A 25659-nucleotide genomic window follows, 5' to 3' on the forward strand; every position below is an offset into this window, starting at 1 on the left:
AAACAGTACAATTTTTTTAATACGTTTTCTATCATACCTTAAGGTGGTAGATTCCATCAAATAGAAAGTGGTTCAATTGAGCCTCTATTCTCACTTGGCCTAAGTCAAGAGTTAATGACTCGATCTTTTTAGTTGAGAAACAAGATCTAAGGGAGGAGGAGGGTAAGGACGGAGATTGAAATAAAAATTTTCAAAAAAATAAGTCAAATGGGTGGAAATTTATTTCGGATCCCGATATATTTATATGTACGTGAAAAATTTTACATCAAAAAGGAGGGGTCAATTTGGATACGTTTAAAAAGTTAAAAATGTATTACTTGCCATTCAAGCGATATTTCTTTATTTCCTTATTATTTCTGCTAATTGTAACAGGGGTTACGGTTGTCTATCCAATCGTACTGAAGTACACCATAGATGATATCGTTAAACCTGAACGATATAATCTTATACCATATTTAGCTGCTATTTTCTTTGGACTTATGCTATTAAAAGGAGTAGCGACTTATATTCAACAATACTTAGGAGATTTGTTTGGTATTAAATCGGTTTACACGTTACGTGATGGTCTATATAAGAAACTTCAACGTTTACCATTTCGATATTATGATAATGCGCGAACAGGGGATTTGATGTCTCGTCTGACAGCGGATGTTGAGGCTTTTCGTTTCTTTTTATCATTCGGATTTTCGGAATTTATTCGAATTGTATCTTTAATTGTCATTAGCTTAAGCGTCATGTTCTATTACTCCATTCCACTTGCATTAGTCACGATGGCATCGATGCCGTTTTTAGCGGTGGTGGTTTATCGCTTTGATAAACGCGTCCACCCAGCTTTCAGAGGAATACGGAAGGCATTTGGTCGCTTGAATACTCGTGTTCAGGAGAATATCAGTGGCATGAATACGGTGAAATCATTGTCACGAGAAGACTTTGAGGTTGGTCGATTCACGGATAAGAATGATGATTACCGTCAAAATTACTTGTCCACCTCAAATATATGGGCTAAGTACTTCCCGTTAATGGAATTTATCGGGAATATAAGTGTAGTAGCCTTACTTGGATTTGGTGGATATCTGTATATTCAGGATGAAGTGACAATTGGTGTCCTTGTCGCCTTCTTCAACTTGATCTGGTACATCTTAGGACCTCTTATGAACTTTGGGTTCGTAATTAACTTATTCTCTCAATCCAAAGCTTCAGGGGAACGTTTATTAGAGATTCTAGAGGCATCGGAGGATATTCAAGAAATTCCAGAGGCCATCCGTCAAAAACGTCTGAACGGGCATGTGACCTTTAAGGACGTGACATTATCTTATGAAGAAGATGATGATTCGGCCTTGAAAGATATTAGCTTTGATGCACCTCCAGGGAAGACCGTTGGATTAATCGGAGCCACAGGTTCAGGGAAAACGAGTATTACCCAACTGATCACTCGCTTTTATGAGCCGGAAAAAGGCCAGGTATTAGTAGATGGAAGACCTGTTCAAAATTACGGGCTTAAAGAATTAAGAAGTAATATCGGATTTGTTTTACAAGAGTCCTTCTTATTCTCAACTACCATTAAAGAGAATATTGCTTATGGGAATCCAGAAGCGTCAATGGAGGATATTATTGATGCAGCAAAAAGGGCACAAGCCCATGACTTTATTCTAGAAATGCCAAATGGATACGATACATTGCTAGGGGAGCGAGGCATGGGGCTCTCAGGTGGTCAGAAGCAACGTGTAGCCATTGCTCGTGCGATTTTAATTGATCCGAGTATTCTTGTACTCGATGATGCAACGTCTGCTGTTGATATGGAGACAGAACTTCAAATCCAAAAAGCATTAAAAGAGGTTATGGAAGGCCGCACTACCTTTATCATTGCGCACCGTATTTCCTCTTTAAAACACGCGGATGAGATTCTAGTACTAGAAGACGGTCGAATAGTCGAGCGTGGAGTCCATGACGAACTGTTAGACAACGGAGGTCCATATCAACGGATCTATGATATTCAATACCAGGATAAAGAAGCGATTCTTCAAGCTTCTAATCAAGGATAAGGGGGGAGAGACATGGCGAAAGCACCGAAACAAGAATATAAAAGTCCTCATCTCGAGCGTTTTAAATATACGCAAGATCAGGCCATTGAAAAGCCTTTTAACTGGCAGCAGATGGGGAGAATGCTAGAGTATCTAAAGCCATACTCAAAAAAACTGCTCCCTGCCGCGATCATTGCTATGTTTATATCAACGATCGTAAGACTGATTGTACCTGTATTAATTGGTAAAGTTGCGATTGATCTTGCAATTGAAGAGGAAAATACCAATTTACTTATTCAACTCGTAATCGGTATCTCTATTTTATATATATTAAGTTTTATAGGGAATACGTTACGGATTAAATGGGTGAATATATTAGGACAGAACGTCATTTATGATTTAAGGAAGCACTTATTCTCACACGTCCAACGATTGTCACACAAGTTCTTTGATAATCGATCAGCAGGTTCCATTCTTGTTCGAATTATGAATGATATCAATTCATTACAAGAGCTTTTTACAAACGGAATCATTAACCTCTTAATGGATGTTGTTACATTAGTAGGGATTGTCGTGATCTTGCTTGTATTAAGTCCTAAACTTGCACTAGCAATCATGGTCATCTTGCCAATCATGGTTTTTATTTCAACAAAACTACGCCGAAACATCAGGCGCTCATGGCAAGATGTACGAATTCAGCAATCCCGTCTAAACTCTCACTTAAATGAAAGCATTCAGGGGATTCGCATTACCCAATCATTCTCTCAGGAGAAAGAAAACACGGAATATTTTAATGGGGTAAATAGTGATAACTTTGAATCATGGCGGAATGCCACGAAGAAAAGTGCTATGTTCCGACCGTTCGTTGAGATGAGTAATGCGGTTGGTACGGTCATCCTGATCTCATATGGTGCATTTTTAATTATTAACGACCAGATAACGGTTGGTACATTTGTTACGTTCTCTACGTTTTTAGGAATGTTTTGGGAGCCTATTTCAAGACTCGGACAGATGTATAATCAACTACTTATGGCCATGGCTGCCTCAGAACGAATCTTTGAATTCTTAGATGAAGAACCGAATGTAGAAGATCGGAAAGACGCAGTAGAACTGCCAGATATGAAAGGTCATGTTGAATTTGATCATGTTCGTTTCTCATATGATGAGGATCGTGTAGCCTTACATGATATTTCCCTAGAGATTAAGCAAGGTCAAACTGTAGCGCTTGTAGGTCATACAGGAAGCGGGAAGTCCACAATCGCTAATCTGATTAGCCGCTTTTACGATCCTACTGATGGATCAGTTAAGATCGATGGAAATGACTTAAGAAACGTTAAGTTAAACAGTGTGCGTCAGCAAATTAGTGTCGTTCTTCAAGATACGTTTATCTTCTCTGGTACGATTATGGAGAACATTCGCTTTGGACGCCCTGATGCTACAGATGAAGAAGTCATGGAATCTGCTAAAGTAGTAGGTGCGGATGATTTCATTCAACGTCTCGCTAATGGTTATGAAACAGAGGTAGAAGAGCGTGGGAATATTCTTTCTGCCGGAGAGCGTCAACTGTTATCCTTTGCGCGTGCTTTACTAGCGGATCCGAAAATCTTGATATTAGACGAAGCAACTTCGTCCATTGATACAGAGACAGAAGTGAAAATTCAAAACGCATTGAACCGATTATTAAAAGGGCGAACAGCCATTATAATTGCTCACCGTCTATCTACGATTCGTGATTCTGACAATATTATTGTGCTAGAGCATGGACGTATTTTAGAACAAGGCAATCATAGTGAGTTAATGGAGCTCAAAGGGGAATACTTTGAGCTCGTTAAAACACAATTCCAGATGCTCGATGCTATGTAACAAAGAAACTCTAACCTCATTAGGTTAGAGTTTTTTTATGGAGATCACTCTTAATAAATGAGTTTGTGAAATATGTCACAAAACTGTCATTCGTACATTCCCAAAGAAAATGAATGAGGGTTTATACTATAACTACATTGGAAATAGGGTAAAGAGCCCATAACGATAAATGAACCAAATGGTTTAATACATGAAGGGGGTCAGGCACAATGGAATTAGATAGTGCCATGATGAGCCGGATGTTAACAAGCTTAACTCTGGTTTTCCATATTATTTTTGCCACGGTAGGTGTCGGGATTCCTGTTATGATTTCGATTGCGGAATTTGTGGGAATTAAAAAGAAAGACCCTAACTACACGCTGCTTGCAAGACGTTGGACACGAGGATTTACGATTACAGTAGCTGTCGGGGTTGTAACGGGGACAGCTATTGGATTACAGCTTTCATTATTGTGGCCTAGCTTTATGCAAGTTGCGGGAAATGTCATTGCTCTGCCACTGTTTATGGAAACCTTTGCTTTTTTCTTTGAAGCTATATTCTTAGGGGCTTATTTATATACGTGGGATCGTTTTAAGAATCCGATCTATCACTGGTTACTCTCTATACCTGTTATTATCGGATCGACCATGTCGGCCTTCTTTATTACAACGGTCAATGCTTTTATGAATACACCTCAAGGGTTTGAATTAGAAGGCAGAACGTTAACCTCCGTTGATCCACTTGCAGCGATGTTCAATCCGGCTACACCAACAAAGGTGTTCCACGTGGTGACATCAAGCTACTTAACGTCAGCTGCCATATTAGCAGCGATCGCTGCTTTTGCTATTTTAAAGAAGAAGTCGTCAGCTTATCATAAAAAAGCTTTAAAGCTTACGATGGTAGCGACTTTTATATTCGCGATCATGACAGCAGTGGCGGGGGATTTGTCTGCTAAATTCCTTGCAGATGAACAACCAGAGAAATTAGCTGCTGCTGAATGGCACTTTGAAACAGAAGAGAAAGCAGACCTGGTTGTATTTGGTACCTTAAATGAGGATAATGAAGTACAAAATGCTATTCGATTACCAAATGCCTTGAGCTTTTTAGCACACGGATCTTTTGATAGTGAAGTAACAGGACTAAATGAGTTTCCTGAAGATGAAACACCACCACTTTGGATTCACTATATGTTTGATTTAATGGTGATGCTTGGCATGTATGCCTTAGGAGTATCGTTCTTGTATCTGCTATTAACTAAGATTAAGAAATGGAATCAACACAACAAATGGATACTTTGGTTGATTGTCATTAATGGTCCAGGAGCGATGTTAGCAGTGGAATTTGGTTGGATCTTTGCAGAAGTTGGTCGTCAACCATGGATTCTGAGAGGATTTATGAAGGTAGCAGAAGGAGCAACTACCTCTCCTAATGTTGGGTGGATGTTCTTATTATTCTTAGCTTTATATATCGTTCTTGGTATAGGGGCTGTATCTGTACTAAGGAAAATGTTCAAACACAATCCTGCCGAACTTGAGTTAGAAAAACGGTATCCTCAGGTAGAGAAAGGTGGGGATCTTAAATGAGCTATGAAATGATTGGGATCACAGTCTTATGGATCTTTTTATATGGTTATCTAATCGTAGCATCTGTGGATTTTGGGGCAGGTTTCTTTGCTTATTATGCGAAAGTCACCAAACAAGACCACATCATTAACCAACTTATTAGTCGCTATTTATCACCTGTATGGGAAGTTACGAACGTGTTCTTTGTCTTCTTTTTCGTGGGGCTCGTCGGTTTCTTCCCTGATTCAGCCTATTATTTTGGTCAGTCCCTTCTTATACCTGGTAGTATTGCCATTGTGTTATTAGCTATTCGAGGATCATTTTACGCTTTTGAAAACTATGGGTCTAAAAAGAGTAATGTCTTCATGTTTTTATATGGCGCCACAGGATTACTCATTCCGGCCTCACTCTCAACAGCTATGACCATCTCAGAAGGTGGCTTTATAGAGGAAACGGATAATGGGGTACGCCTATTAACGGGTGAATTGTTAACAAGTCCATATTCATGGAGCGTTGTCTTTTTAGCGATTGTATCTGTTTTGTTTATTAGTGCAGCATTTTTAACTTTTTATGCTTCAAAAGCAAATGATCAACCTGCGCTTGAATTGATGAGGAAATACACCCTGTTCTGGGGTTCTCCTACAATCATTGCAAGTTTAACGACCTTCATTGCAATGAGCCAGCATAACCATCGCCACTTTGAAAATATGCTTGATTTGTGGTGGATGTTTGGTTTAAGTGTAGCTTTTTTCTTAGGCGCGCTATTATTGATCTATCAACAAAAACGATATGGACTAGCGTTTATATTTGTGATGTTTCAATTCTTCTTTGCCTTTTTCGGTTATGGAGCAGGGCATCTACCATATCTATTAGAACCTTTTATTACTATTGAAAGTTCGGTTACGAATGAAACAATGGGTCTGGCATTAGTGATTGTCTTTATTGCTGGACTGTTATTGCTCATACCTTCCTTAATCATGCTCATGCGTATGTTTTTATTTGATGCAGAGTATGTGAAGGGGAAGAAATAATGCTTTACATGAAGGACGAAATCAAACCGGTTTCGTCCTTTTTTATGAGACAGTTTTACCCATTGATCCATTTCTTTCTTTACTCATCTACACAATCTTTCTTTTATTAAACGTTGTGTGGTAATATGATGAAAGGTAAAGTGAAAGATTGGGGGAACTGGCATGAAGAAAGAGTATGCTGTAATTGGCCTGGGTCGATTTGGCGGTAGTATTTGTAAAGAACTAAGCCGTGAAGGAATGGAAGTATTGGCGATAGACGTCGATGAAGATAAGGTGAATGAATACAAAGATATCGCCTCTCACGCCGTCATAGCTGATTCAACAGATGAGAACGTATTAAAAGAACTTGGAATACGAAATATAGATCACGTCATCGTTGCGATTGGTGACAATATTCAAGCAAGTATTCTTAGCACACTGATGTTGAAAGAACTTGGAATTAAGAAGATCACTGTAAAGGCTCAAAACGACTACCATGAAAAAGTTTTAAATAAAATCGGGGCAGACCAGGTTGTTCACCCTGAGCGGGATATGGGGAAACGGATTGCTCATAACATCATATCGAATAACGTCTTGGATTATTTGGAGTTATCTGATGACCATTCTGTTGTGGAAGTGAAAGCAGGCGAGAAAATGATTGGCAATACGCTTGTTGACTTAGATATCCGTGCTCGTTATGGATGTAACGTTGTAGGTATTAAACGCAACAAAGAAATTAATGTATCTCCACTTGCTTCAGAAGTTATTTTAGAAGGAGATGTTCTAATCATTATCGGAGAAGATAAGGATATCTCTCGTTTTGAGAAAAACCTTGTGGTCGAAGACGATGACTAATGATCATAAAAATTTTGAAGAGGATGGCACTCTTATCTGGAGTGCTGTCTTTTTTTTATCATAAAAAAGTTTCTTATATCCTCATAACGGGCATAGCATAAAGGTACTGTACTTAGAAAGGATGAATCGCTATGTTCGCAAAGAGAACTGGAGAAATCGTTACAAATTTACTTATAGATGATTGGGGGATCGACCATATTTATGGAATGCCTGGTGATTCCATAAACGAACTAATGGATGATCTCAGAAGTCGTCAGGAAGACCTGAAATTCATTCAAGTACGTCACGAAGAAGTAGGAGCACTTGCAGCATCATCCTATGCCAAGTTAACAGGCAATATTGGAGTTTGCTTATCCATTGGGGGCCCTGGTGCTGCTCACTTGGTAAATGGCCTTTATGATGCCAAAGCTGACCGGGCTCCTGTCCTTGCTTTAGTTGGACAAGTACCAAGTGATGAAGTAGGTACAGGTGCTTTCCAAGAAGAGAATCTAGAGCGTATGTTTGACGGAGTGGCTGTATTTAATAAACGTGTTCAGAGTGCGGAACAATTACCTGATTTGGTCAACCAAGCTCTAAGGGAAGCCTATGTTAACAACGGTGTGTCCGTACTAGTGATTCCAGATGATCTTTCTGCTGTAAAGCAAAAATATGAAGAGAAGCTAACTTCTCCTGTGCATGCGAAAACTGAAGTTTTTCCTTCTGAAAAGTCTCTTATGGAAGCGAAAGAGGCGATAGCCCAATCTAAAAAACCTGTTATCCTGGCAGGTAAAGGGGCGGCACATGCTCAGGATGAATTAGTGAAATTTGCGGAAACGATTCACTCACCGGTTATCCTGTCGTTGCTTGCAAAAGGAGTTCTGCCAGACAATCATCCACTATGCATGGGGCAACATGGACAGATTGGGACTCAGCCAGCCTATAATGCTATTATGGAAGCTGATTTACTATTACTCATCGGTACATCGTTCCCTTACCGAGATTTTCTTCCTAAAAATACGAAAGCCATTCAGATTGATGTTGACCCGAGTAAAATCGGGAAACACTATCCTGTGCAAATTGGTTTGGCAGGACGAACGGCTGATACATTGCACTGGTTAAATGATCATATTGAAACAAAAGACAATCAGGATCATTTAGAAAAATATCAAAAGCAAATGGAGAAATGGCGCATTAGCATGCAAATGCAAAAGCGTGAACATACAGATCCTATAAACGGCCCTCAAGTAATGTATGAATTAGAGAAAGTGATGCCTGAGGACGCTATTATTTCAAGTGATGTAGGAAATGTTACGGTTTGGGTCGCTAGGTATCTATCAATGGTTCGTCAGAAAATGATTATTTCAGGTTGGCTAGCTACGATGGGATGTGGGCTACCTGGAGCTATTGCTGGTCAAATGGCTTATCCGGATCGTCAATCCATTGCGATCTGTGGAGACGGTGGTTTTGCGATGAACATGCAAGACTTTATTACAGCTGTGAAGTATAAGCTTCCACTCAAAGTGATCGTCCTGAATAATAGTAAGATCGGGATGATTCAATATGAACAAGAGGCCATGGGTCATCTTCATTATGCGACAGAACTTGGTGATATGGACTTCGCTAAGTTTGCAGAGAGCTGTGGTGGTGAAGGCTATCGTGTTGATAAACGAGAAGACCTTGAACCGGCTATGCAAAAAGCGTTTTTATCTGATAAGCCAGCGATTATCGATGTAACTATTGAAGATCAGGCTCCTTTACCAGGTAATATTGGGTATGAACAAGCCGTTCACTACACGGAGTATTTAATTAAAGAATTCTTTGAAAGCGGAAAAATTGAACTTCCTCCTTTGAAAACAGGAGCGAAACGCTTATTGAATTAAGGGTTTAAAAAAGTACAGAGCTTACATAGCTCTGTACTTTTTTGTTGATATTTGGATATATGTTTTCTCGGATTATATAAAGAAAGCCCCCATCCAAAAGGATGGGGGCTGTTGTATGACATAATTGGTTTATTATAAACCGTTTAAGAGGGGATCTTACACTTCCATAATGATAGGTAAGACCATTGGTTTACGCTTCGTTTTCTCGTAAAGGAATGGCGCGATGGTGTCTGTGATTTCGTTCTTAATCTCAGACCACTGAGTTGTGCGTCGTTCCATAACTTTATCAAGATGCTTAGAAACAATTTTTTGAGCTTCGTTGATAAGGTCTTCTGATTCTCTCATGTAAACGAACCCGCGGGATATGATGTCAGGTCCTGAAGCAATTTTGAATTCTTTCATATTAATGCTTACGACAACTATTACAAGTCCTTCTTCAGAAAGGATGCGTCGATCGCGAAGAACGATGTTACCAATATCACCGATTCCGCTGCCATCTACATAGATTGAGCCAGATGGAATTTTACCAGCGATCATAGCATTATCTTTACCAAGGGCAAGAACATCACCGTTGTCTGCGATAAAGCAATCACTTGGGTCCATTCCGATTTCTTGAGCTAATTTAGCGTGCTGTTTCTGCATTCGGAATTCTCCGTGGATTGGCATGAAGAATTTCGGTTGAATTAAACGCAGCATGAGTTTTTGCTCTTGCTGACCACCATGACCAGAGGTATGGATGTCATTTAATGGACCATGAATAACTTCTGCACCAGCACGATATAGCATGTTAATAACACGACTTACACTTACGGTGTTCCCTGGAATAGGGGAAGAGGAGAATACTACAGTGTCTCCTGGCATAATTTGAATCTGGCGGTGTGTGCCGTTTGCGATACGTGATAATGCAGCCATTGGCTCACCTTGAGAACCCGTACATAGAATCGTAACTTCATGTGCAGGAAGACGATTAATTTGTGATGGCTCTACAAACGTATCTTTTGGAGCGTTAATATAGCCTAATTCTATTCCAATATTAATAGAGGATTCCATACTACGTCCAAAAACAGCTACTTTACGATTATGTTGAACGGATGCTTCTACAACTTGTTGTAGCCTGTGGATGTTCGAAGCGAAGGTTGCAAAGATTACACGACCTTTTACTTTCGTAAAGATATCGTTAATGCTTTCGCCTACGCGACTTTCAGATAGTGTGAAATCAGGGATTTCACTGTTTGTACTGTCAGATAAAAGGCAAAGCACGCCTTCTTTTCCGATCTCTGCCATCTTTTGCAGATTTGCAGGCTCGCCCACAGGCGTAAAGTCGAACTTGAAATCTCCAGTGTGAACAACGTTCCCTGGAGGGGTTTTTACAACGATACCATAGGAGTCAGGAATACTGTGAGTCGTACGGAAGAATGTCACAGACGTTTTACGGAATTTAACGATTTCATCCTCTTGGATGGTATGAAGTTTCGCATTTCGTAAAAGACCATGCTCTTCTAACTTGTTCTTAATTAATCCGATCGCTAATTTGCCACCGTAGATCGGGATATTTAATTCGCGAAGCAAATATGGAATCCCGCCTATGTGGTCTTCGTGGCCGTGGGTAATGAATAACCCTTTAATTTTATCTTGGTTTTGCACTAAGTAAGTGTAGTCTGGGATAACGTAGTCAATTCCTAGAAGCTCATCCTCAGGAAACTTAATTCCTGCATCGATCAGGATGATCTCGTCTTGGAATTGCACGCCGTACGTATTTTTACCGATCTCACCTAGACCGCCTAGTGCAAATACAGCGGTTTGGTCGTTTTTAACAAATTTCATGAGTTAAAGATTCTCCACTTGGAAATCTTCAGATTGTTGTTCATATTCTAAGTGCTCTTCATTTAACACTTGAACATATTCAATATTGATATTGCGATCGGCCAGTTTTGTTCGTACTTCACGTTCTGTTTCTGCTTCTACATAGAGACTCTTGGTTCGTTCTCGAACAGGAGCTTCTTCAGCCCTTTCTTGAAATAATACTTTAAAGATCATAATTATAAATCTCTCCTAACTTCCTAGTAATTTCCGTATTCTTGTCCTGTAAATATAATAGCACGTTTTGCACCTATATGGTAACAATAGAATGTTTTAGCTAAGAGATTGTAGTAATCCACCGCATCATAAAGTGAAAGCTTAAGCATATAATTTTCGACTCAAGATATCTTTCCAACGATTTCTAAGCTTTTTCTTCAAACGTTTTAACATTATGTCATACAACTCCTTTCCTTATACGAAGAAAAGCTGTAAAAAAACGTTTAGCCGACCATATCCCTCTTGTCTCTAGTATAGTACCTTTTAAGCGAGAATTGAATAGATAGGTTAAAGAGAATTTTACTTTTTCTTATTCTTTTCCGTAGTATGCTCTATAAAATAGTTCTTTACGGGTGTTTTTCAGAGATTATTTTAATCGATTGAAATTGGGTGAATATTCCTTTACATTTAAAGGGTTTAGGGAGGGGGAGAAAGATGAAAAGATTGTATGTAGGGTTATTTACTCTTTCCCTTATATGGGGAACATCTTTTCTATTTATTAAAGTGCTGGTCTCATCTATGTCTGTATGGGAAGTGGTCTTCTGGAGATGTACATTTGGTGCTGTCGTGTTGTGGGGGATTTATGCTTTTGAAGGCAAGCAAACATTGTCGAAGCTTCCTTGGGGGTCGCTCCTTTTAGTTGGTCTTACGAATAATGCTTTACCATGGGGGCTTATTGCTTTAAGTGAAACCTCCATCACGTCGAGTTTGGCATCTGTCTTAAATGCAACAACGCCATTATGGGCGGGACTCATAGGATTACTATTCTTTGGAGTTCGGATCAGAGGGAGGCAATGGTTTGGCATTGCTATTGGTTTCATTGGAATCATGGTGCTTGTGGACCCGGGAGAGGTCGGTTTTGTTCGAAATGGATTAGCCGGTACACTTACCATGATAGTAGCTGCCATCTGCTACGGATTTTCATCTCAGTACATAAAGAAAAATCTAAATGATGTATCGGCAGTAACTGTAGCCGCTATTACGTTAACCTTCTCTGCTATGTACGCATTCATATTTACTAGTATTAGTGGTACTATGAATTGGAGTTTAGTCACCACCCCGTCTATTTTTGGTTCATTAATAGGTCTTGGAGCATTTGGATCTGGCCTGGGTATTTACATTTTCTATTACCTGATCCAAAAAGGTTCTGCTGAATTTGCTACTATGGTTACCTATCTTGTGCCTGTCACAGCTTTGTTATGGGGATCTATTTTTCTGGAGGAGAGAATCAAGGTAAGTATGGTGGTTGGTCTAGCTTTCGTATTAATGGGCGTATATTTGGCTCAAGAAAAGAGGAAAAAGCAAAGGGGGAAACATCATGAGCAACAAACTCGTGTTTCTTGACATTGATGGCACCATTGTCGATCATAATAAAAAAATCCCTGAAGAAACGAAGAAGTCTATAGCACTGCTGCAGCAAAAAGGGATAGAGGTAGCTATTGCAACAGGGCGAGCTCCATTTATGTTTGCAGATTTAAGAGAAGAGCTCGGAATTCATTCCTATATTAGTTTTAATGGTCAATATGTGGTCCATGAAGGGAACGTAATCTATGAGAACCCTTTACTAGAGGGGGAGTTAGAGGCGCTGTATGATCAAGCCATTCAATCGGGACACCCAATGGTATTCTTGAACGAAGCGGGTATGAGAGCATCTGAAAGTGATCACACGCACATTACCGATAGTATTGGAAGCTTGAAGTTACCTTATCCTGAAATCGATCCCGAATTTTATAAAGGCAAATCCATTTATCAAGCCCTGCTATTTTGTAAGCATGGTGAAGAAGATAGGTACAAGGAAGAACCTCGTCAGCTAGATTTTATTAGATGGCATGATTATTCTATTGATGTGATTCCAGAGGGCGGTTCCAAAGCAGAAGGAATCAAGCATTTCATGAATGCGTTAGGCGTAGACCAACAGCACACGTACGCATTTGGAGATGGCTTAAACGACCGTGAAATGCTAGGGTTTGTAGCAAATGGAATTGCTATGGGCAACGCTTCAGACGAGATAAAAGCTGTAGCAAATTATGTGACGAAAAATGTTGATGAAAATGGGCTATCTCATGGGTTTAGGTTAGTTGGATTATTAGAAGATGAATGAGTGGAAGCACCTTTAACAAGGTGCTTCTTTTTGTTTTAGTTGATGATTATAGTTCAGATCATCCCTTTGTTATGAAAAGGGTTTAATTTTACATGAGACGGGGATTACATGGAAAGGTAGTTATTCTAGTAAAAAAACGCCCTGAAAAGTTCCAGGACGTTTATGAGCAGTCACTTATAGGGTTGTTGTAATAGGTTGGTAACGCACCATTCTATTATGAATCAATAACAGATGCGTTTTCCGGCTCCTGGAATGGGTTATCTTTATTAATATGATCATAAAACATAATGCCATTTAAATGATCGATTTCATGTTGGAATACGATTGATGCCATTCCACGAAGACGAAGTTTCACTTCATTGCCTTCAAGGTCCGTACCTTTTACGGTGATTCGTGCATAACGTGGAACGTAACCTGGCACGTCGCGATCAACGGATAGACATCCTTCACCTGATGATAAGTATGCTTTTTCAACAGAGTGGCTAACAATCCTTGGATTAAAAAGACCGTAGCTGTACAGTTTATCATCGAAATCCGTGAAGTGGACGGCTAACATTCTTTTGGCTACATTAATCTGCGGTGCAGCAAGTCCAACGCCAGCGCGTAAGTTATATTGTGCTGCAAGCTCATCATCTTGACTGTTTTTTATAAATTGAAGCATTTCTTCTAACGTTTTTTGTTCTTCTTCAGTAGGAGGTAATGTAACCTCATCTGCTACTTCGCGTAGAACCGGGTGTCCTTCGCGAACAATATCATCCATCGTTATCATAAGATTTTACACAATCCTTTCTAGCTTGTTCATAATGTATAGTGTACCACATTTAAAGGGTACTATGGAACTTTAGCATCATCAGAGGCATGATTACTTAATTACTGCATAAAGTACCAAAGAATCATTCTATAAGATTCTATGCATAGTTGTAACAGTTTTGTAACTTTTTGCTTAATGAATATGATATACTGGTGAAGATTCTTCCAATTCCGGGAGAATGAAACGCCTTAAGGAGGAAATACACATTGCGCTTAGGAAAATTAATCTCTGTATTGTTATTATCTGCTGTCCTTCTCACTGCGTGTAATAATGGTCCATCTGCTGCTGAAAAAATATATGACCATCTAGAACAAGCTGTGACATTAGAAGATGCGTTTGAGGACCAGCAAGATCCACTAGTTCAGCTTGAGCAACAAGAAACTGAACTTTACAACAAAATTATTAACCTTGGTATGAAAGACTTTGACAAGATCAAAGAATTATCCGAAGAAGCGTTGTCGGTTGTTGAACAACGTCAGGAAAAGCTTGAAGTTGAGAAAGAAAGTATAGAGTCAGCTAAGGAAGAATTCGATAATGTAGAATCTCTTATTGAAGACCTGGAGGCTGAAGAAGCTCAACAGAAGGCAAAAGAGATGGTAGATGCGTTCAACAAACGCTACGAAGCTTATCAGGAATTCTATAATGCATATGAAGAATCCAACAAGCTTGATCAAGAACTTTATACCATGTTCCAAGACAAAGAACTTACACAAGAGAAACTAGAAGAACAAGTTAACAAGATCAACAAGAGTTATGAAACGGTTATCGAGAAAAACGATCAATTTAACAAACTAACAAAAGAGTATAACGAATTGAAAAAAGAGTTTTACGAAGTAGCCGATCTAAATATCGATTTTGATCAGTCTTCCTCAGAAGATGAACAACCATCTGACTCGTCTGATGATTCTTCAGAAGAAAAACAAGATAAAGAATCAAGCGACAATCAATCAGATGAAGATCAGAAAGACGAACAATAAGCTGTCCTTATAAGGACAGCTTTTTCTATGCCATTAAAGGAGCAGGAGCGTAAACCTTAAAAGGAATGCAAGAAACTGTTATTGATACAGTGATAAAATAAAACTGATACAGATATGGGAGCATTTGGTTTAATAAAATTCGTTTATAGTTAAAAATCGAATTATTCGGTAGTGGGAACAAAGTGTTTGACGAAATAGTTATTCATGAGCTAAACTACTAAGTGTTGAAAAAGTTGTACCATTACTTTTTGCCAGACGTATGAAACAGATACTTATTTAAGCTGCTATAAAACGATTATGTTCCTCGTTGCGAGGGTAAACATTATAAGAGCAAATTCGGTACACATTTTTTTAGCTTTTGGGAAAGCTAATAAAAGTAAATTTTAATATTGGATAAGAAAGGAAGAGGTGAAGAACTTTGAAACGAACGATCGAAAATGTTGAAAACCAATTTGAAACGTTTCAAATCTTAAACGAAGACGGCGAAGTTGTTAACCAAGACGCTATGCCTGAACTTTCGGATGAAGATTTACAAGAGTTAATGCGCCGTATGGTGTACACTCGTATTCTTGACCAACGCTCTATTGCGTTAAACCGTCAAGGTCGCTTAGGATTCTACGCTCCAACAGCTGGACAGGAGGCTTCTCAATTAGGAAGTCACTTTGCTATGGAGAAAGAAGACTTCTTACTACCAGGATATCGTGATGTGCCTCAGTTAATCTGGCATGGCCTTCCACTTTACCAAGCATTCCTATTCTCTCGTGGTCATTTCCACGGTAACCAAATGGGCGATGTTAATGCAGTAAGCCCTCAAATCATCATCGGTGCTCAAATCACACAAACTGCTGGTGTTGCACTAGGTATGAAGAAGCGCGGTAAGAAAAACGTTGCTGTAACGTACACAGGTGACGGTGGTGCTTCTCAAGGTGACTTCTATGAAGGTATGAACTTTGCTGGTGCATTTGGTGCTCCTGCAATCTTCATCGTACAGAACAACCGCTATGCAATCTCAGTCCCTGTTGAAAAGCAGTCTGCTGCTCAAACAATTGCTCAAAAAGCTGTTGCTGCAGGTATTGAAGGTGTGCAGGTTGACGGTATGGACGTACTTGCTGTTTATAAAGCTACACAAGATGCTCGTGAGCGTGCAATTAACGGCGAAGGTCCGACTCTTATCGAAACATTAACGTACCGTTATGGTCCACACACAATGGCTGGTGACGATCCTACTCGTTACCGTGTTGAAGATGAAGAAAACGAATGGGAAAAGAAAGACCCATTAGTTCGCTTCCGTAAATTCTTAGAATCTAAAGACCTATGGTCTGAAGAGAAAGAAAACGAAGTAATTGAAAACGCAAAAGAAGAAATCAAAGCTGCTATTAAGAAAGCAGACGAGCAACCTAAACAAAAGGTTACTGACCTTATTTCTCTAATGCATGAAGAACTTCCACAGAACTTACAAGATCAAATGGAAGAATATAAAGAAAAGGAGTCGAAGTAAGCCATGGCACAAATGACAATGATCCAAGCTATTACTGATGCAATGCGCACAGAGCTTAAAAATGATGAAAACGTGCTAATCTTCGGTGAAGACGTTGGTCAAAACGGCGGAGTATTCCGTGCGACTGAAGGTCTTCAAGCTGACTTTGGCGAAGATCGCGTATTTGACACACCACTAGCCGAGTCTGGTATTGGCGGTATGTCAATTGGTCTTGCACTTCAAGGTTTCCGCCCGGTACCTGAGATTCAGTTCTTTGGTTTCGTATTTGAAGTAATGGACGCAATTAGCGGTCAAATGGCACGCTACCGTTACCGTTCTGGTAATTCTTATAACATGCCTGTAACGATCCGTTCTCCATTCGGTGGTGGTGTACACACACCTGAACTACACGCAGACTCTTTAGAAGGACTTATGGCACAACAGCCTGGACTAAAAGTTGTTATCCCATCAACTCCATATGATGCGAAAGGACTTCTGATTCAGTCTATTCGTGACAATGATCCAGTTATCTTCCTTGAGCATATGAAACTTTACCGTTCATTCCGTGGGGAAGTACCTGAAGAAGCGTACACGATTGATCTTGGAAAAGCTGACGTTAAACGTGAAGGTAAAGACGTTACTCTAGTAGCATACGGTGCTATGGTTCACTCTGCACTTAAAGCAGCTGAACAGTTAGAAAAAGACGGCGTAGACGCTGAAGTAATTGACTTACGTACAGTAAGCCCAGTAGATTATGAAACAATCATCGAATCCGTTGAGAAAACAAACCGTGTTGTAGTGATTCAAGAAGCTCAAAAGCAAGCGGGTATCGCTGCACAAGTAGCTTCTGAAATTCAAGAGCGTGCGATTCTACACCTAGAAGCTCCAGTTCTACGTGTTGCAGCACCTGACACAGTTTATCCATTCTCTTCAGCTGAGGAAGTTTGGTTACCAAACCATAATGACATCCTTGACAAAGTAAACACAGTAATGAACTTTTAATCCAACCCACGATAGGAGGGAATCATAATGGCTTACGAATTTAAGCTACCGGATATCGGTGAAGGTATCCACGAAGGCGAAATCGCAAAATGGTTTGTAAAAAAAGGTGACGAAGTTAAAGAAGACGATGTTCTTTGCGAAGTCCAAAACGATAAAGCAGTTGTAGAAATCCCTTCTCCAGTTGATGGTACGGTAACAGACGTTCACGTTGACGAAGGTGAAGTTACAACTGTAGGTACGGTTATTATTACATTTGACGCACCTGGTTATGAAGACAACACGGGTGGTTCTGATGAAGGTTCTAAAGAAGAGGAGAAGCAAGAAGAGGCTCCTAAAGAAGAATCTGCTCAAAACGATCAAGGACAAGAACCAGCTGCACAAGATGACGAAGCAAGCGACAAGCGCGTTATTGCAATGCCATCTGTTCGTAAATACGCTCGTGAAAACAACGTAAACATCGCGAAAGTATCTGGGTCTGGTAAAAACAGTCGTGTGCTTAAAGAAGACATTGATGCTTATCTAAACGGCGGTCAAGCGACTGAAGCAGCAGAAGCAGACGAAACTCCAGCTCAAGAAGAAGCAGGAACTCAAGCTCAGGCTGCACCTCAGGGTCAGTATCCAGAAACTCGTGAGAAAATGAGTGGTATGCGTAAAGCGATCTCTAAAGCAATGGTTAACTCTAAGCAAACAGCTCCTCACGTTACGCTTATGGACGAAGTTGACGTAACTGAGCTAGTTGCTCACCGTAAGAAGTTCAAACAAGTTGCTGCAGATCAAGATATCAAACTTACGTATCTTCCATATGTTGTACGTGCGCTAGTTTCTACACTTAAGAAGTATCCAATTCTAAATACTTCTCTTGATGATGAAACTCAAGAAATCGTGCATAAGCATTACTACAACATCGGTATTGCTGCAGACACAGACAAAGGTCTTGTAGTACCAGTTGTTAAAGATGCTGACCGTAAGTCAATCTTTGGTATTTCTTCTGAAATCAATGAATTGGCAGGAAAAGCACGTGATGGTAAACTATCAGGTGAGGAGATGAAAGGCGCTTCTTGCACAATCACTAACATTGGTTCTGCTGGTGGTCAGTGGTTCACTCCAGTTATCAACCACCCAGAAGTTGCAATCCTTGGTATTGGCCGTATTGCAGAAAAACCAGTTGTTAAAGATGGCGAAGTAGTCGTAGCTCCGGTTCTTGCTTTATCTCTAAGCTTTGACCACCGTCTAATCGATGGTGCAACTGCACAGAATGCAATGAACCAAATCAAACGTTTACTGAACGATCCACAACTAATCATGATGGAGGCGTAATCGTATGGTAGTAGGAGATTTTCCAATCGAACTTGACACACTTGTTGTCGGTGCTGGACCTGGTGGCTATGTAGCTGCGATCCGTGCCGCTCAAGAAGGTCAAAACGTAACAATCGTAGACAAAGGTAATCTTGGTGGTGTGTGTTTAAACGTTGGGTGTATCCCTTCTAAAGCACTTATCCAAGCTGGTCACCGCTATGAGCACGCTCAAGGTGCTGACGAAATGGGAATTAAAACAGAAAATGTTTCTGTTGATTTCTCTAAAGTCCAAGAGTGGAAAGGCCAAGTTGTAAACAAACTGACTAGCGGTGTTGAAAGCCTTCTTAAAGGTAACAAAGTAGACATCGTAAAAGGTGAAGTATTCTTCGTAGACAAAAACACTGTACGTGTAATGGACGAAAAGAATGCTCAAACGTATACGTTCAACAACTGTATTATTGCAACAGGTTCTCGTCCGATCGAGCTTCCTACATTCAAATACAGCGAACGTGTTATCCATTCCACAGGTGCTCTTAACCTTGATGAGATTCCTGAGAAAATGGTTGTTATCGGTGGTGGGTATATCGGTACTGAACTTGGTACTGCATATGCAAACTTCGGTACAGAAGTTACAATCCTTGAAGGTCAAGACGACATTCTTCTAGGTTTCGAAAAACAAATGCGTCAGCTTGTTAAAAAGAACCTTAAGAACAAGGGTGTTAACATCGTTACAAATGCTATGGCTCAAGGTGTTGAGGAAACAGATAGCGGCGTAAAAGTAAGTTACGAAGCTAAAGGTGAAACTCAAACAGTTGATGCTGACTACGTTCTTGTAACAGTAGGTCGTAAACCTAACACAGACGAGCTTGGCTTAGAACAAGCTGGTGTGGAAATGGACGATAAAGGTTTAATCAAAATTGATAAGCAGTGTCGTTCTAATGTAGACAACATCTACGCTATCGGTGATATCGTTGCTGGACCTCCACTTGCTCACAAAGCATCTTACGAAGGTAAGATTGCAGCTGAAGCAATCAGTGGTCATGCAGCAGAAATTGATTACCATGGTATCCCAGCTGTTGTGTTCTCTGAACCAGAACTTGCAAGCGTTGGTTATACAGAGCAAGAAGCAAAAGACGCTGGTTATGACGTGAAAGCTGCCAAGTTCCCATTCGCTGCGAACGGTCGCGCGCTTTCTCTTAATAACACAGATGGCTTCTTGAAACTTGTAACACGTAAAGATGACGGTCTTGTAATTGGTGCTCAAATCGCTGGTGCTAACGCTAGTGACATGATTGCTGAGCTAGGCTTAGCGATCGAGACAGGCATGACTGCAGAAGACTTAGCTCTTACAATCCATGCTCACCCAACTCTTGGTGAGATCTCTATGGAAGCTGCAGAAGTGGCTCTTGGTAAACCAATTCACACAGTTTAATTTTCATATATTAAAACCCTGACCATTTTGGTCAGGGTTTTTTTAGGTTTATTTTGTTTTAGGGAAAAGTTCAATGAAGCGTATTTAGGCTTCCTGTTGTTGGATAGAGTTAAAGAAAATAAAAAGAAAAACGTTACCGAATTGGTAACGTTTTTAGGAAGGGGGGCGTGTATTCATGGAATCATTTAAGACTTTAAGAATGTCGTGTTTAGCTTTTTTTCCAGAAACCGTTGCTAGTGTATTTCCTTCTTTCTGTATGACTAGTGCAGGATATTGCTGAATCCTTTTTCGCTCTTTAGCCTCAGTGGTTGAAGCTGTTTTGGTTAAAGTTATGGGGGAGGTATCTTCCCTTCTTGATAATTTTAATTCTAAAAGTGCGTTAATATATTCTTCTTCTAGCTCTATAGTAGACTGATTTGAGTAAAAGAAAACCTCAAAATCATCTTTAGGATTCATCTTATATATATCTATGGATGAATCCTTTTGGTCCGTACAAGAGCCAGTAAATAGGACTAATACAAATGCCAATGGGAGCCACTTGATGCTCAAGACATGCTTCACCTACCTACATGCTATTTTGTTGAGTTTATTGTATCAGACATTCTTTACAATTCCCCTGATGTTATCTAAATGTTACATAAATGAAAAATACTCGTCTTTCCTGCGACATATATTGTAATAAAGCATGTCCGGGTAGGGGGTGGAGAGGTTTGAGTAGGAAGTATTGGTTTTTATATAATATTCTTTTTATATTCTGGAGTGGGTACTTACTTGTCATTCACATTTCAAAGAAAGATCATTGGATGTTTCAAGTTATTCTCTTTGGCTTATTTTTAGTGGTCATCACCCAACTCTTGAAAAGGTATCATATTTCTAAAAAAGAAAGCCTGCCACATGTCATTCTTAGCTTTGCCTTAATTACAGGTGGACATATGCTATATTCCTGGATCACGGTTTTGTAAAGAATCTAAAAGAAGCCTAAATCGAAACTTCGATTTAGGCTTCTTTTTTACATTAGTGTTCTGTTTCACTTTACGTGGGAGTAGGGTAGACCTTGGATATTATGAGCGTATTTGAGTGGTTAGTTATCTTGTTTTGGTTTTCTCTTTTGCCTGGTTAATGGATAACGCTGAGCTTCTTCTTTAAATGATTTCAAAAGAGAAAAGACCATCAAGATCATAATCATAGCAAAAGGGAACGCCGCGATGATGGATGCAGTCTGCAGAGCGCCTAAACCGCCTTGCCATAGTAATACAGCAGCTGAAGTCGATTGTACGATTCCCCATATAAACTTCACCTGATTAGAAGGATGGAGATCTCCATTAGTCGTCTGCATTCCTAACACAAATGTAGCGGAGTCTGCTGATGTTATAAAGAACGTACTAATCAGTAAGATCGCAATAACAGACATGATGCCACCCAGTGGAACTTGATCGAGTACGCTAAATAACGCAACTTCGGAGCCGTTTTCGGCTACTAATTCGTTAATCTTAGCATCATGGAAAAATTCTAAGTTAATGGCTGTACCTCCAAATACAGAGAACCATAAGGCGCCAAAAATAGTTGGAACGAGTAACACACCTAAAATAAATTCTCGCACAGTACGCCCTTTTGAAACGCGTGCTATAAATGTACCCACAAATGGTGCCCAAGCAATCCACCATGCCCAGTAGAAGATTGTCCAATCTTGAGTCCACGAATTTTGTTCAAATGGACTAAGTTTGAAACTCATAGAAGGTAGGTTTTGCAAGTAACTACCGAATGTAGTTGTAAATAGGTCCATAATAAAATTAGTCGGACCCGCAAACAGAAGGAAGAGCATTAAAGCAATTGCCAGAACAATATTGGTATTACTTAAATACTTAATTCCTTTGTTTAAACCTGTTTGGGCTGAAATCATATATAGAAAGGTTACAATTAAAATAATAATGAGTTGAACCAAGAAGGTGTCTTCTAAACCGTCTATCATGTAGGTAACTCCACCTGAAATTTGCTTTGCCCCAAACCCAAGCGAAGTTGCCACACCAAATATGGTGGCGAATACGGCAATAAAATCCACAAACGTCCCTAAAGCTCCACTCGTCCTTTTTTCCCCAAGCAGTGGGGTTAGAATGGAGCTAATCAAGCCCGGTGCTTCCTTTCTAAATTGGAAGTAGGCCAAAGCCAAAGCAATGACAGCATAAATTCCCCATGGGTGAAGACCCCAATGGAAGAAGCTGTACCGTAATGCTTCTCTAGCAGCAGCTGGTGTTTCAGGGTCCGAGATCGGTGGGTTGTGAAAATGGGATATAGGTTCTGCAGCTCCCCAGAATATAAGTCCAATTCCCATTCCTGCACTAAATAGCATCGCGAACCAGGTGATATATGGATACTCTGGTTCATCGTGATCTTTGCCGAGTTTAATATTTCCATACTTCGAGAAGATCAGGAAAATCGCAAAGATTAAAAATCCTGTCGATGATAGCAAATAGAACCAACCAAATTTCTCAACTAAAAACCCTTGGATGTTACTGGTTACTGCATTTAAGTTGTAATTGGGTAGTGTTTCTTTCGGGATAACTCCCCATATGATGAATAAGATGGCTACACCAATAGAAAGGAAAAATACCTTTGTGACGTTTTTCATTGAAGTTTCTCATTCCTTTCAGGATTTCCTCGCTAAGCAGCAAGGAATGACCTGATGAACCAATTAAACACTTATTCCTGAAGCTGGATTAAAGGATACTTATGCCTAGAGACTTCCTCTAATTCCTCTAACACATCATGAAGACAAAGCAATTCATAAATGACAATGGTTTGAGGAGGAAAGTGGTGACGATATTTTGAGTTTTGCTCAATATGCTCTTCTTTCCATTGCCAAAATTCTCGGTCTAATGCTTCAATTTGTTTAAAGTGGTCATCTGTCATTTCATGTGATGGTGTTCTTAATATTTCCGCCATCGAAGAAATGATACTCAAGATTAAGGATTTTTCATCTTTACTAAAGGCATTCACGTTTAAATTAACATACTGTAAGTTTCCTAAATGATATACGATTTGCTGCAACATATTCAGTTTCTTTTGGGCATATTGGAAAGCTTGCATATCTTGCTTTGAATGTTTGTGGTATTTCCACTCTTCACGCTGGAATTGAGAAAGCTGATAAGTTTTCTCTAATTTGAATGTTAATTGTCTGTATGCCCTTTGCATTTTACGACTTTCTTCAGATTGCTTATCCATACATGTCTGCAGGGTATTATCCAAGATATCTGCTGCCTGACAGAATAAATTTTCTACGTTTCTGTAGATCATTTTCGAATAATCTGGAGGAAGAAGGAAAAAGTTCACAACACTTGAGACTACAATGCCGATTGAGGTTGTGCCAAGTCTCGTGAAAAAGGATACAATATAATGACTATCGAAATCAGGTATCATGGCAACAGCCGTAATAGTGGCGACTAGTATACCATCATATAATTTCAATCGATAACAAACTGCAATTGTAAGAGTTGCAGCTAAAGCAAAAGTTAAAGCGTTCTGACCGACTAATCCAAAAGAAAGGGCCGCTAAAAGAGCGCCTATGGCAGAAGCGGGAAACCGAACCAGTGCTTTCTTAATGGAGTCAGCAGCTGTGTTCTCGATTGTTACAATCGCAGTAATAACTGCAAATGTAACCGGAAGATTAAACAATAAACAAATAAATGCTGTTACAAAGACAGAAATTCCTGTCTTTAATGTACGACTACCTAAGATATTGAATTTTTTCAATAAAGAAACCATGAATCTCACCTTATCAACTTTTTTTGAAGGAACAAAGTCCTAATCTTTATTTTAAAAGATGTTTTTGTTAAAAAACAATAGGATATGGGTAATGTCTTTATTATAATGGTAATGTGCACCATGTTATTACATATATAGGGGGAAAGAAACATGAAAAAATGGGTAATGGTTGTTTTTCTTGTTTCCATCTTTAGTTTAGCCGCTTGTGCTCAGGATGAAACAAACGGTAAAACAGAAGAAGATTCAGCTAATGAACAGGAAACGCAAGAAGAAGACAACACGAACAATGAGGACAATATGGACGAAGAAAGTGAGAACGCTGAAGAAAGCAACTCATCTAAAGAAACTGATACTTCCACGGATCAAGAAACGACTACCGATGAAGAGCAAGAACAGACAGAAGATGAAGTGGCTACAGAGGAGCCAATTGAGCCAAAGTACAAAATTAATGATGTTTGGTCTGTAGTCCCTCTAGAAGGGCAAGAAAACGTAAACAGTGAAGTTGTACTTCTTACCATTGACGATGCTCCGGACGAACATGCTCTTGAAATGGCTAAGACCCTTAAAGAACATAATGCATCAGCGATTTTCTTTGTAAATGGCCATTTTCTTGAGACAGAAGAAAAGCAGGAAATCTTGAAGCAGATTCATGATATGGGCTTCGCCATAGGAAACCATACTTATCATCATCAGAAGTTAGACGATGTAGGGCAGGCTAAACAGCGCGAAGAAATTGTTTCGTTAAATAATAAGATTGAAGAGATTATTGGGGAACGACCGAAGTTCTTCCGAGCTCCCCATGGAGTCAACACAGATTATGCCAAGCAGGTTGTAGAGGAAGAAGGTATGGTGTTGATGAACTGGAGTTTCGGATATGATTTCAAAGCGGATTATATGACGAAAGATGCCATCACAGATATTATGTTAAACACTCCATTACTCGGAAGTGGATCAAACTTACTTATGCATGATCGTGAGTGGACCTCTAATGCTCTTGGCGACATAGTAAAAGGGTTGAAGGACAAAGGATACGGGTTTGTGAACCCGGCGGAAATTCAAACACCAGGCGAATAGCGTTTAGTTAAGAAGTCTTCCTTGGAAGGCTTCTTTTGTTTATTCCCTTAATATGTGTAAGCTTTAGTTAATAGCTGTGTGAAATTATAAGGATTTCCTCTATATTTTTTTAAAGACAAGCTATATTTATTCCTTGCAAAGCGTATAGTTTTAATAAGAAAGGCGAGGAATCTTCGTTACAATGGAAGGGGGAAATTCTTAATTTAAATAGTGTTACTAAAATTATAATATGACACACTAATTAGGGGTTGATTTCTTCTATGTGTCATACTATAATATAGTTAAGTTAAATGAAAACGCTAACAAAGGGGTTGGATAATCAATGGGTACAATCGTTTGCCAAGACTGTCAGGGAATAATTGATCACTTTGATGATGAGAAGGTGTCGACTCTTTACGGTACATGTACGACCTGCCATGAAGAAGAGTAGGTTGTAAAAGAGAAAGACCATAGGTTCAACTCTAATTACCATAGAACAATAGAAAGCAGAGGCCGAAATCACAAC

Annotated in this window: 22 protein-coding genes; 16 read left to right on the plus strand and 6 right to left on the minus strand. The window is 39.6% G+C overall.

What is annotated here, in order from left to right:
• Positions 1 to 284 precede the first annotated feature (284 nt).
• From LQ226_RS02050 to LQ226_RS02075, 6 genes are all read left to right on the plus strand, one after another.
• A complete protein-coding gene (locus LQ226_RS02050) occupies positions 285 to 2042 on the plus strand; it encodes an ABC transporter ATP-binding protein (protein ID WP_231416183.1) in 1758 nt (585 codons plus the stop codon).
• A 12-nt stretch (positions 2043 to 2054) separates the two neighbouring features.
• Entirely contained in the window at positions 2055 to 3884 is a 1830-nt protein-coding gene (locus tag LQ226_RS02055; RefSeq protein ID WP_231416184.1) for an ABC transporter ATP-binding protein, read from the plus strand.
• A 209-nt stretch (positions 3885 to 4093) separates the two neighbouring features.
• Complete coding sequence (locus LQ226_RS02060) at positions 4094 to 5446, plus strand: cytochrome ubiquinol oxidase subunit I (RefSeq protein WP_231416185.1); 1353 nt, start codon at positions 4094 to 4096, stop codon at positions 5444 to 5446.
• A complete protein-coding gene (locus tag LQ226_RS02065; protein WP_231416186.1) occupies positions 5443 to 6456 on the plus strand; it encodes a cytochrome d ubiquinol oxidase subunit II in 1014 nt (337 codons plus the stop codon). The genes LQ226_RS02060 and LQ226_RS02065 overlap by 4 nt, the downstream gene beginning before the upstream one ends.
• A 162-nt stretch (positions 6457 to 6618) precedes the next feature.
• A complete protein-coding gene (locus LQ226_RS02070) occupies positions 6619 to 7290 on the plus strand; it encodes a potassium channel family protein (protein ID WP_231416187.1) in 672 nt (223 codons plus the stop codon).
• A 131-nt stretch (positions 7291 to 7421) separates the two neighbouring features.
• Entirely contained in the window at positions 7422 to 9149 is a 1728-nt protein-coding gene (locus LQ226_RS02075; protein WP_231416188.1) for a pyruvate oxidase, read from the plus strand.
• Positions 9150 to 9305: 156 nt separating this feature from the next.
• Here LQ226_RS02075 and rnjA read toward each other — a convergent pair whose 3' ends face one another.
• Positions 9306 to 10973, minus strand: a complete 1668-nt coding sequence (rnjA, locus tag LQ226_RS02080; RefSeq protein ID WP_231416189.1) for a ribonuclease J1 — start codon at positions 10971 to 10973, stop codon at positions 9306 to 9308.
• Positions 10974 to 10976: 3 nt separating this feature from the next.
• Complete coding sequence (locus LQ226_RS02085; RefSeq protein ID WP_231416190.1) at positions 10977 to 11186, minus strand: DNA-dependent RNA polymerase subunit epsilon; 210 nt, start codon at positions 11184 to 11186, stop codon at positions 10977 to 10979.
• Positions 11187 to 11660: 474 nt separating this feature from the next.
• Here LQ226_RS02085 and LQ226_RS02090 point away from each other — a divergent pair, with 474 nt between their 5' ends.
• Both LQ226_RS02090 and LQ226_RS02095 read left to right on the plus strand, forming a co-directional pair.
• Positions 11661 to 12569, plus strand: coding sequence for a DMT family transporter (locus LQ226_RS02090; RefSeq protein WP_231416191.1), 909 nt, complete (start codon positions 11661 to 11663; stop codon positions 12567 to 12569).
• Entirely contained in the window at positions 12544 to 13326 is a 783-nt protein-coding gene (locus LQ226_RS02095) for a Cof-type HAD-IIB family hydrolase (protein WP_231416192.1), read from the plus strand. The genes LQ226_RS02090 and LQ226_RS02095 overlap by 26 nt, the downstream gene beginning before the upstream one ends.
• A gap of 214 nt (positions 13327 to 13540) precedes the next feature.
• Here LQ226_RS02095 and def read toward each other — a convergent pair whose 3' ends face one another.
• Positions 13541 to 14095 (minus strand): peptide deformylase, encoded by a 555-nt coding sequence (gene def, locus LQ226_RS02100; RefSeq protein ID WP_231416193.1) that lies wholly within the window; start codon positions 14093 to 14095, stop codon positions 13541 to 13543.
• A 248-nt stretch (positions 14096 to 14343) separates the two neighbouring features.
• Here def and LQ226_RS02105 point away from each other — a divergent pair, with 248 nt between their 5' ends.
• From LQ226_RS02105 to lpdA, 5 genes are all read left to right on the plus strand, one after another.
• The gene (locus LQ226_RS02105) at positions 14344 to 15114 is read left to right on the plus strand and encodes a YkyA family protein (protein ID WP_231416194.1); all 771 of its coding nucleotides are present in this window, start codon (positions 14344 to 14346) and stop codon (positions 15112 to 15114) included.
• A gap of 418 nt (positions 15115 to 15532) precedes the next feature.
• Positions 15533 to 16612, plus strand: coding sequence for a pyruvate dehydrogenase (acetyl-transferring) E1 component subunit alpha (gene pdhA, locus LQ226_RS02110; RefSeq protein ID WP_231416195.1), 1080 nt, complete (start codon positions 15533 to 15535; stop codon positions 16610 to 16612).
• A gap of 3 nt (positions 16613 to 16615) precedes the next feature.
• Positions 16616 to 17593 (plus strand): alpha-ketoacid dehydrogenase subunit beta, encoded by a 978-nt coding sequence (locus LQ226_RS02115; RefSeq protein ID WP_231416196.1) that lies wholly within the window; start codon positions 16616 to 16618, stop codon positions 17591 to 17593.
• A 27-nt stretch (positions 17594 to 17620) separates the two neighbouring features.
• Entirely contained in the window at positions 17621 to 18910 is a 1290-nt protein-coding gene (locus LQ226_RS02120) for a dihydrolipoamide acetyltransferase family protein (RefSeq protein ID WP_231416197.1), read from the plus strand.
• Between the two features lie 4 nt (positions 18911 to 18914).
• Positions 18915 to 20321, plus strand: a complete 1407-nt coding sequence (gene lpdA, locus LQ226_RS02125; protein ID WP_231416198.1) for a dihydrolipoyl dehydrogenase — start codon at positions 18915 to 18917, stop codon at positions 20319 to 20321.
• A gap of 153 nt (positions 20322 to 20474) precedes the next feature.
• On the opposite strand, the gene LQ226_RS02130 is transcribed toward lpdA, so the two are convergent.
• Positions 20475 to 20870 (minus strand): hypothetical protein, encoded by a 396-nt coding sequence (locus LQ226_RS02130; protein ID WP_231416199.1) that lies wholly within the window; start codon positions 20868 to 20870, stop codon positions 20475 to 20477.
• A gap of 161 nt (positions 20871 to 21031) precedes the next feature.
• On the opposite strand from LQ226_RS02130, the gene LQ226_RS02135 reads away from it, so the two are divergent.
• Positions 21032 to 21283: a hypothetical protein gene (locus LQ226_RS02135; RefSeq protein WP_231416200.1), complete on the plus strand. Its 252-nt coding sequence runs from the start codon at positions 21032 to 21034 to the stop codon at positions 21281 to 21283.
• Positions 21284 to 21402: 119 nt separating this feature from the next.
• Here LQ226_RS02135 and LQ226_RS02140 read toward each other — a convergent pair whose 3' ends face one another.
• Positions 21403 to 22947, minus strand: a complete 1545-nt coding sequence (locus LQ226_RS02140) for a glycine betaine uptake BCCT transporter (protein WP_231416201.1) — start codon at positions 22945 to 22947, stop codon at positions 21403 to 21405.
• Positions 22948 to 23018: 71 nt separating this feature from the next.
• A complete protein-coding gene (locus LQ226_RS02145; protein WP_231416202.1) occupies positions 23019 to 24068 on the minus strand; it encodes an FUSC family protein in 1050 nt (349 codons plus the stop codon).
• Positions 24069 to 24230: 162 nt separating this feature from the next.
• Here LQ226_RS02145 and LQ226_RS02150 point away from each other — a divergent pair, with 162 nt between their 5' ends.
• Entirely contained in the window at positions 24231 to 25154 is a 924-nt protein-coding gene (locus LQ226_RS02150) for a polysaccharide deacetylase family protein (RefSeq protein WP_231416203.1), read from the plus strand.
• Positions 25155 to 25476: 322 nt separating this feature from the next.
• Positions 25477 to 25584 (plus strand): GapA-binding peptide SR1P, encoded by a 108-nt coding sequence (locus LQ226_RS02155; RefSeq protein ID WP_231416204.1) that lies wholly within the window; start codon positions 25477 to 25479, stop codon positions 25582 to 25584.
• Positions 25585 to 25659: the final 75 nt, after the last annotated feature.

This window comes from Pontibacillus sp. HN14, assembly GCF_021129245.1.
Lineage (GTDB): Bacteria > Bacillota > Bacilli > Bacillales > BH030062 > Pontibacillus.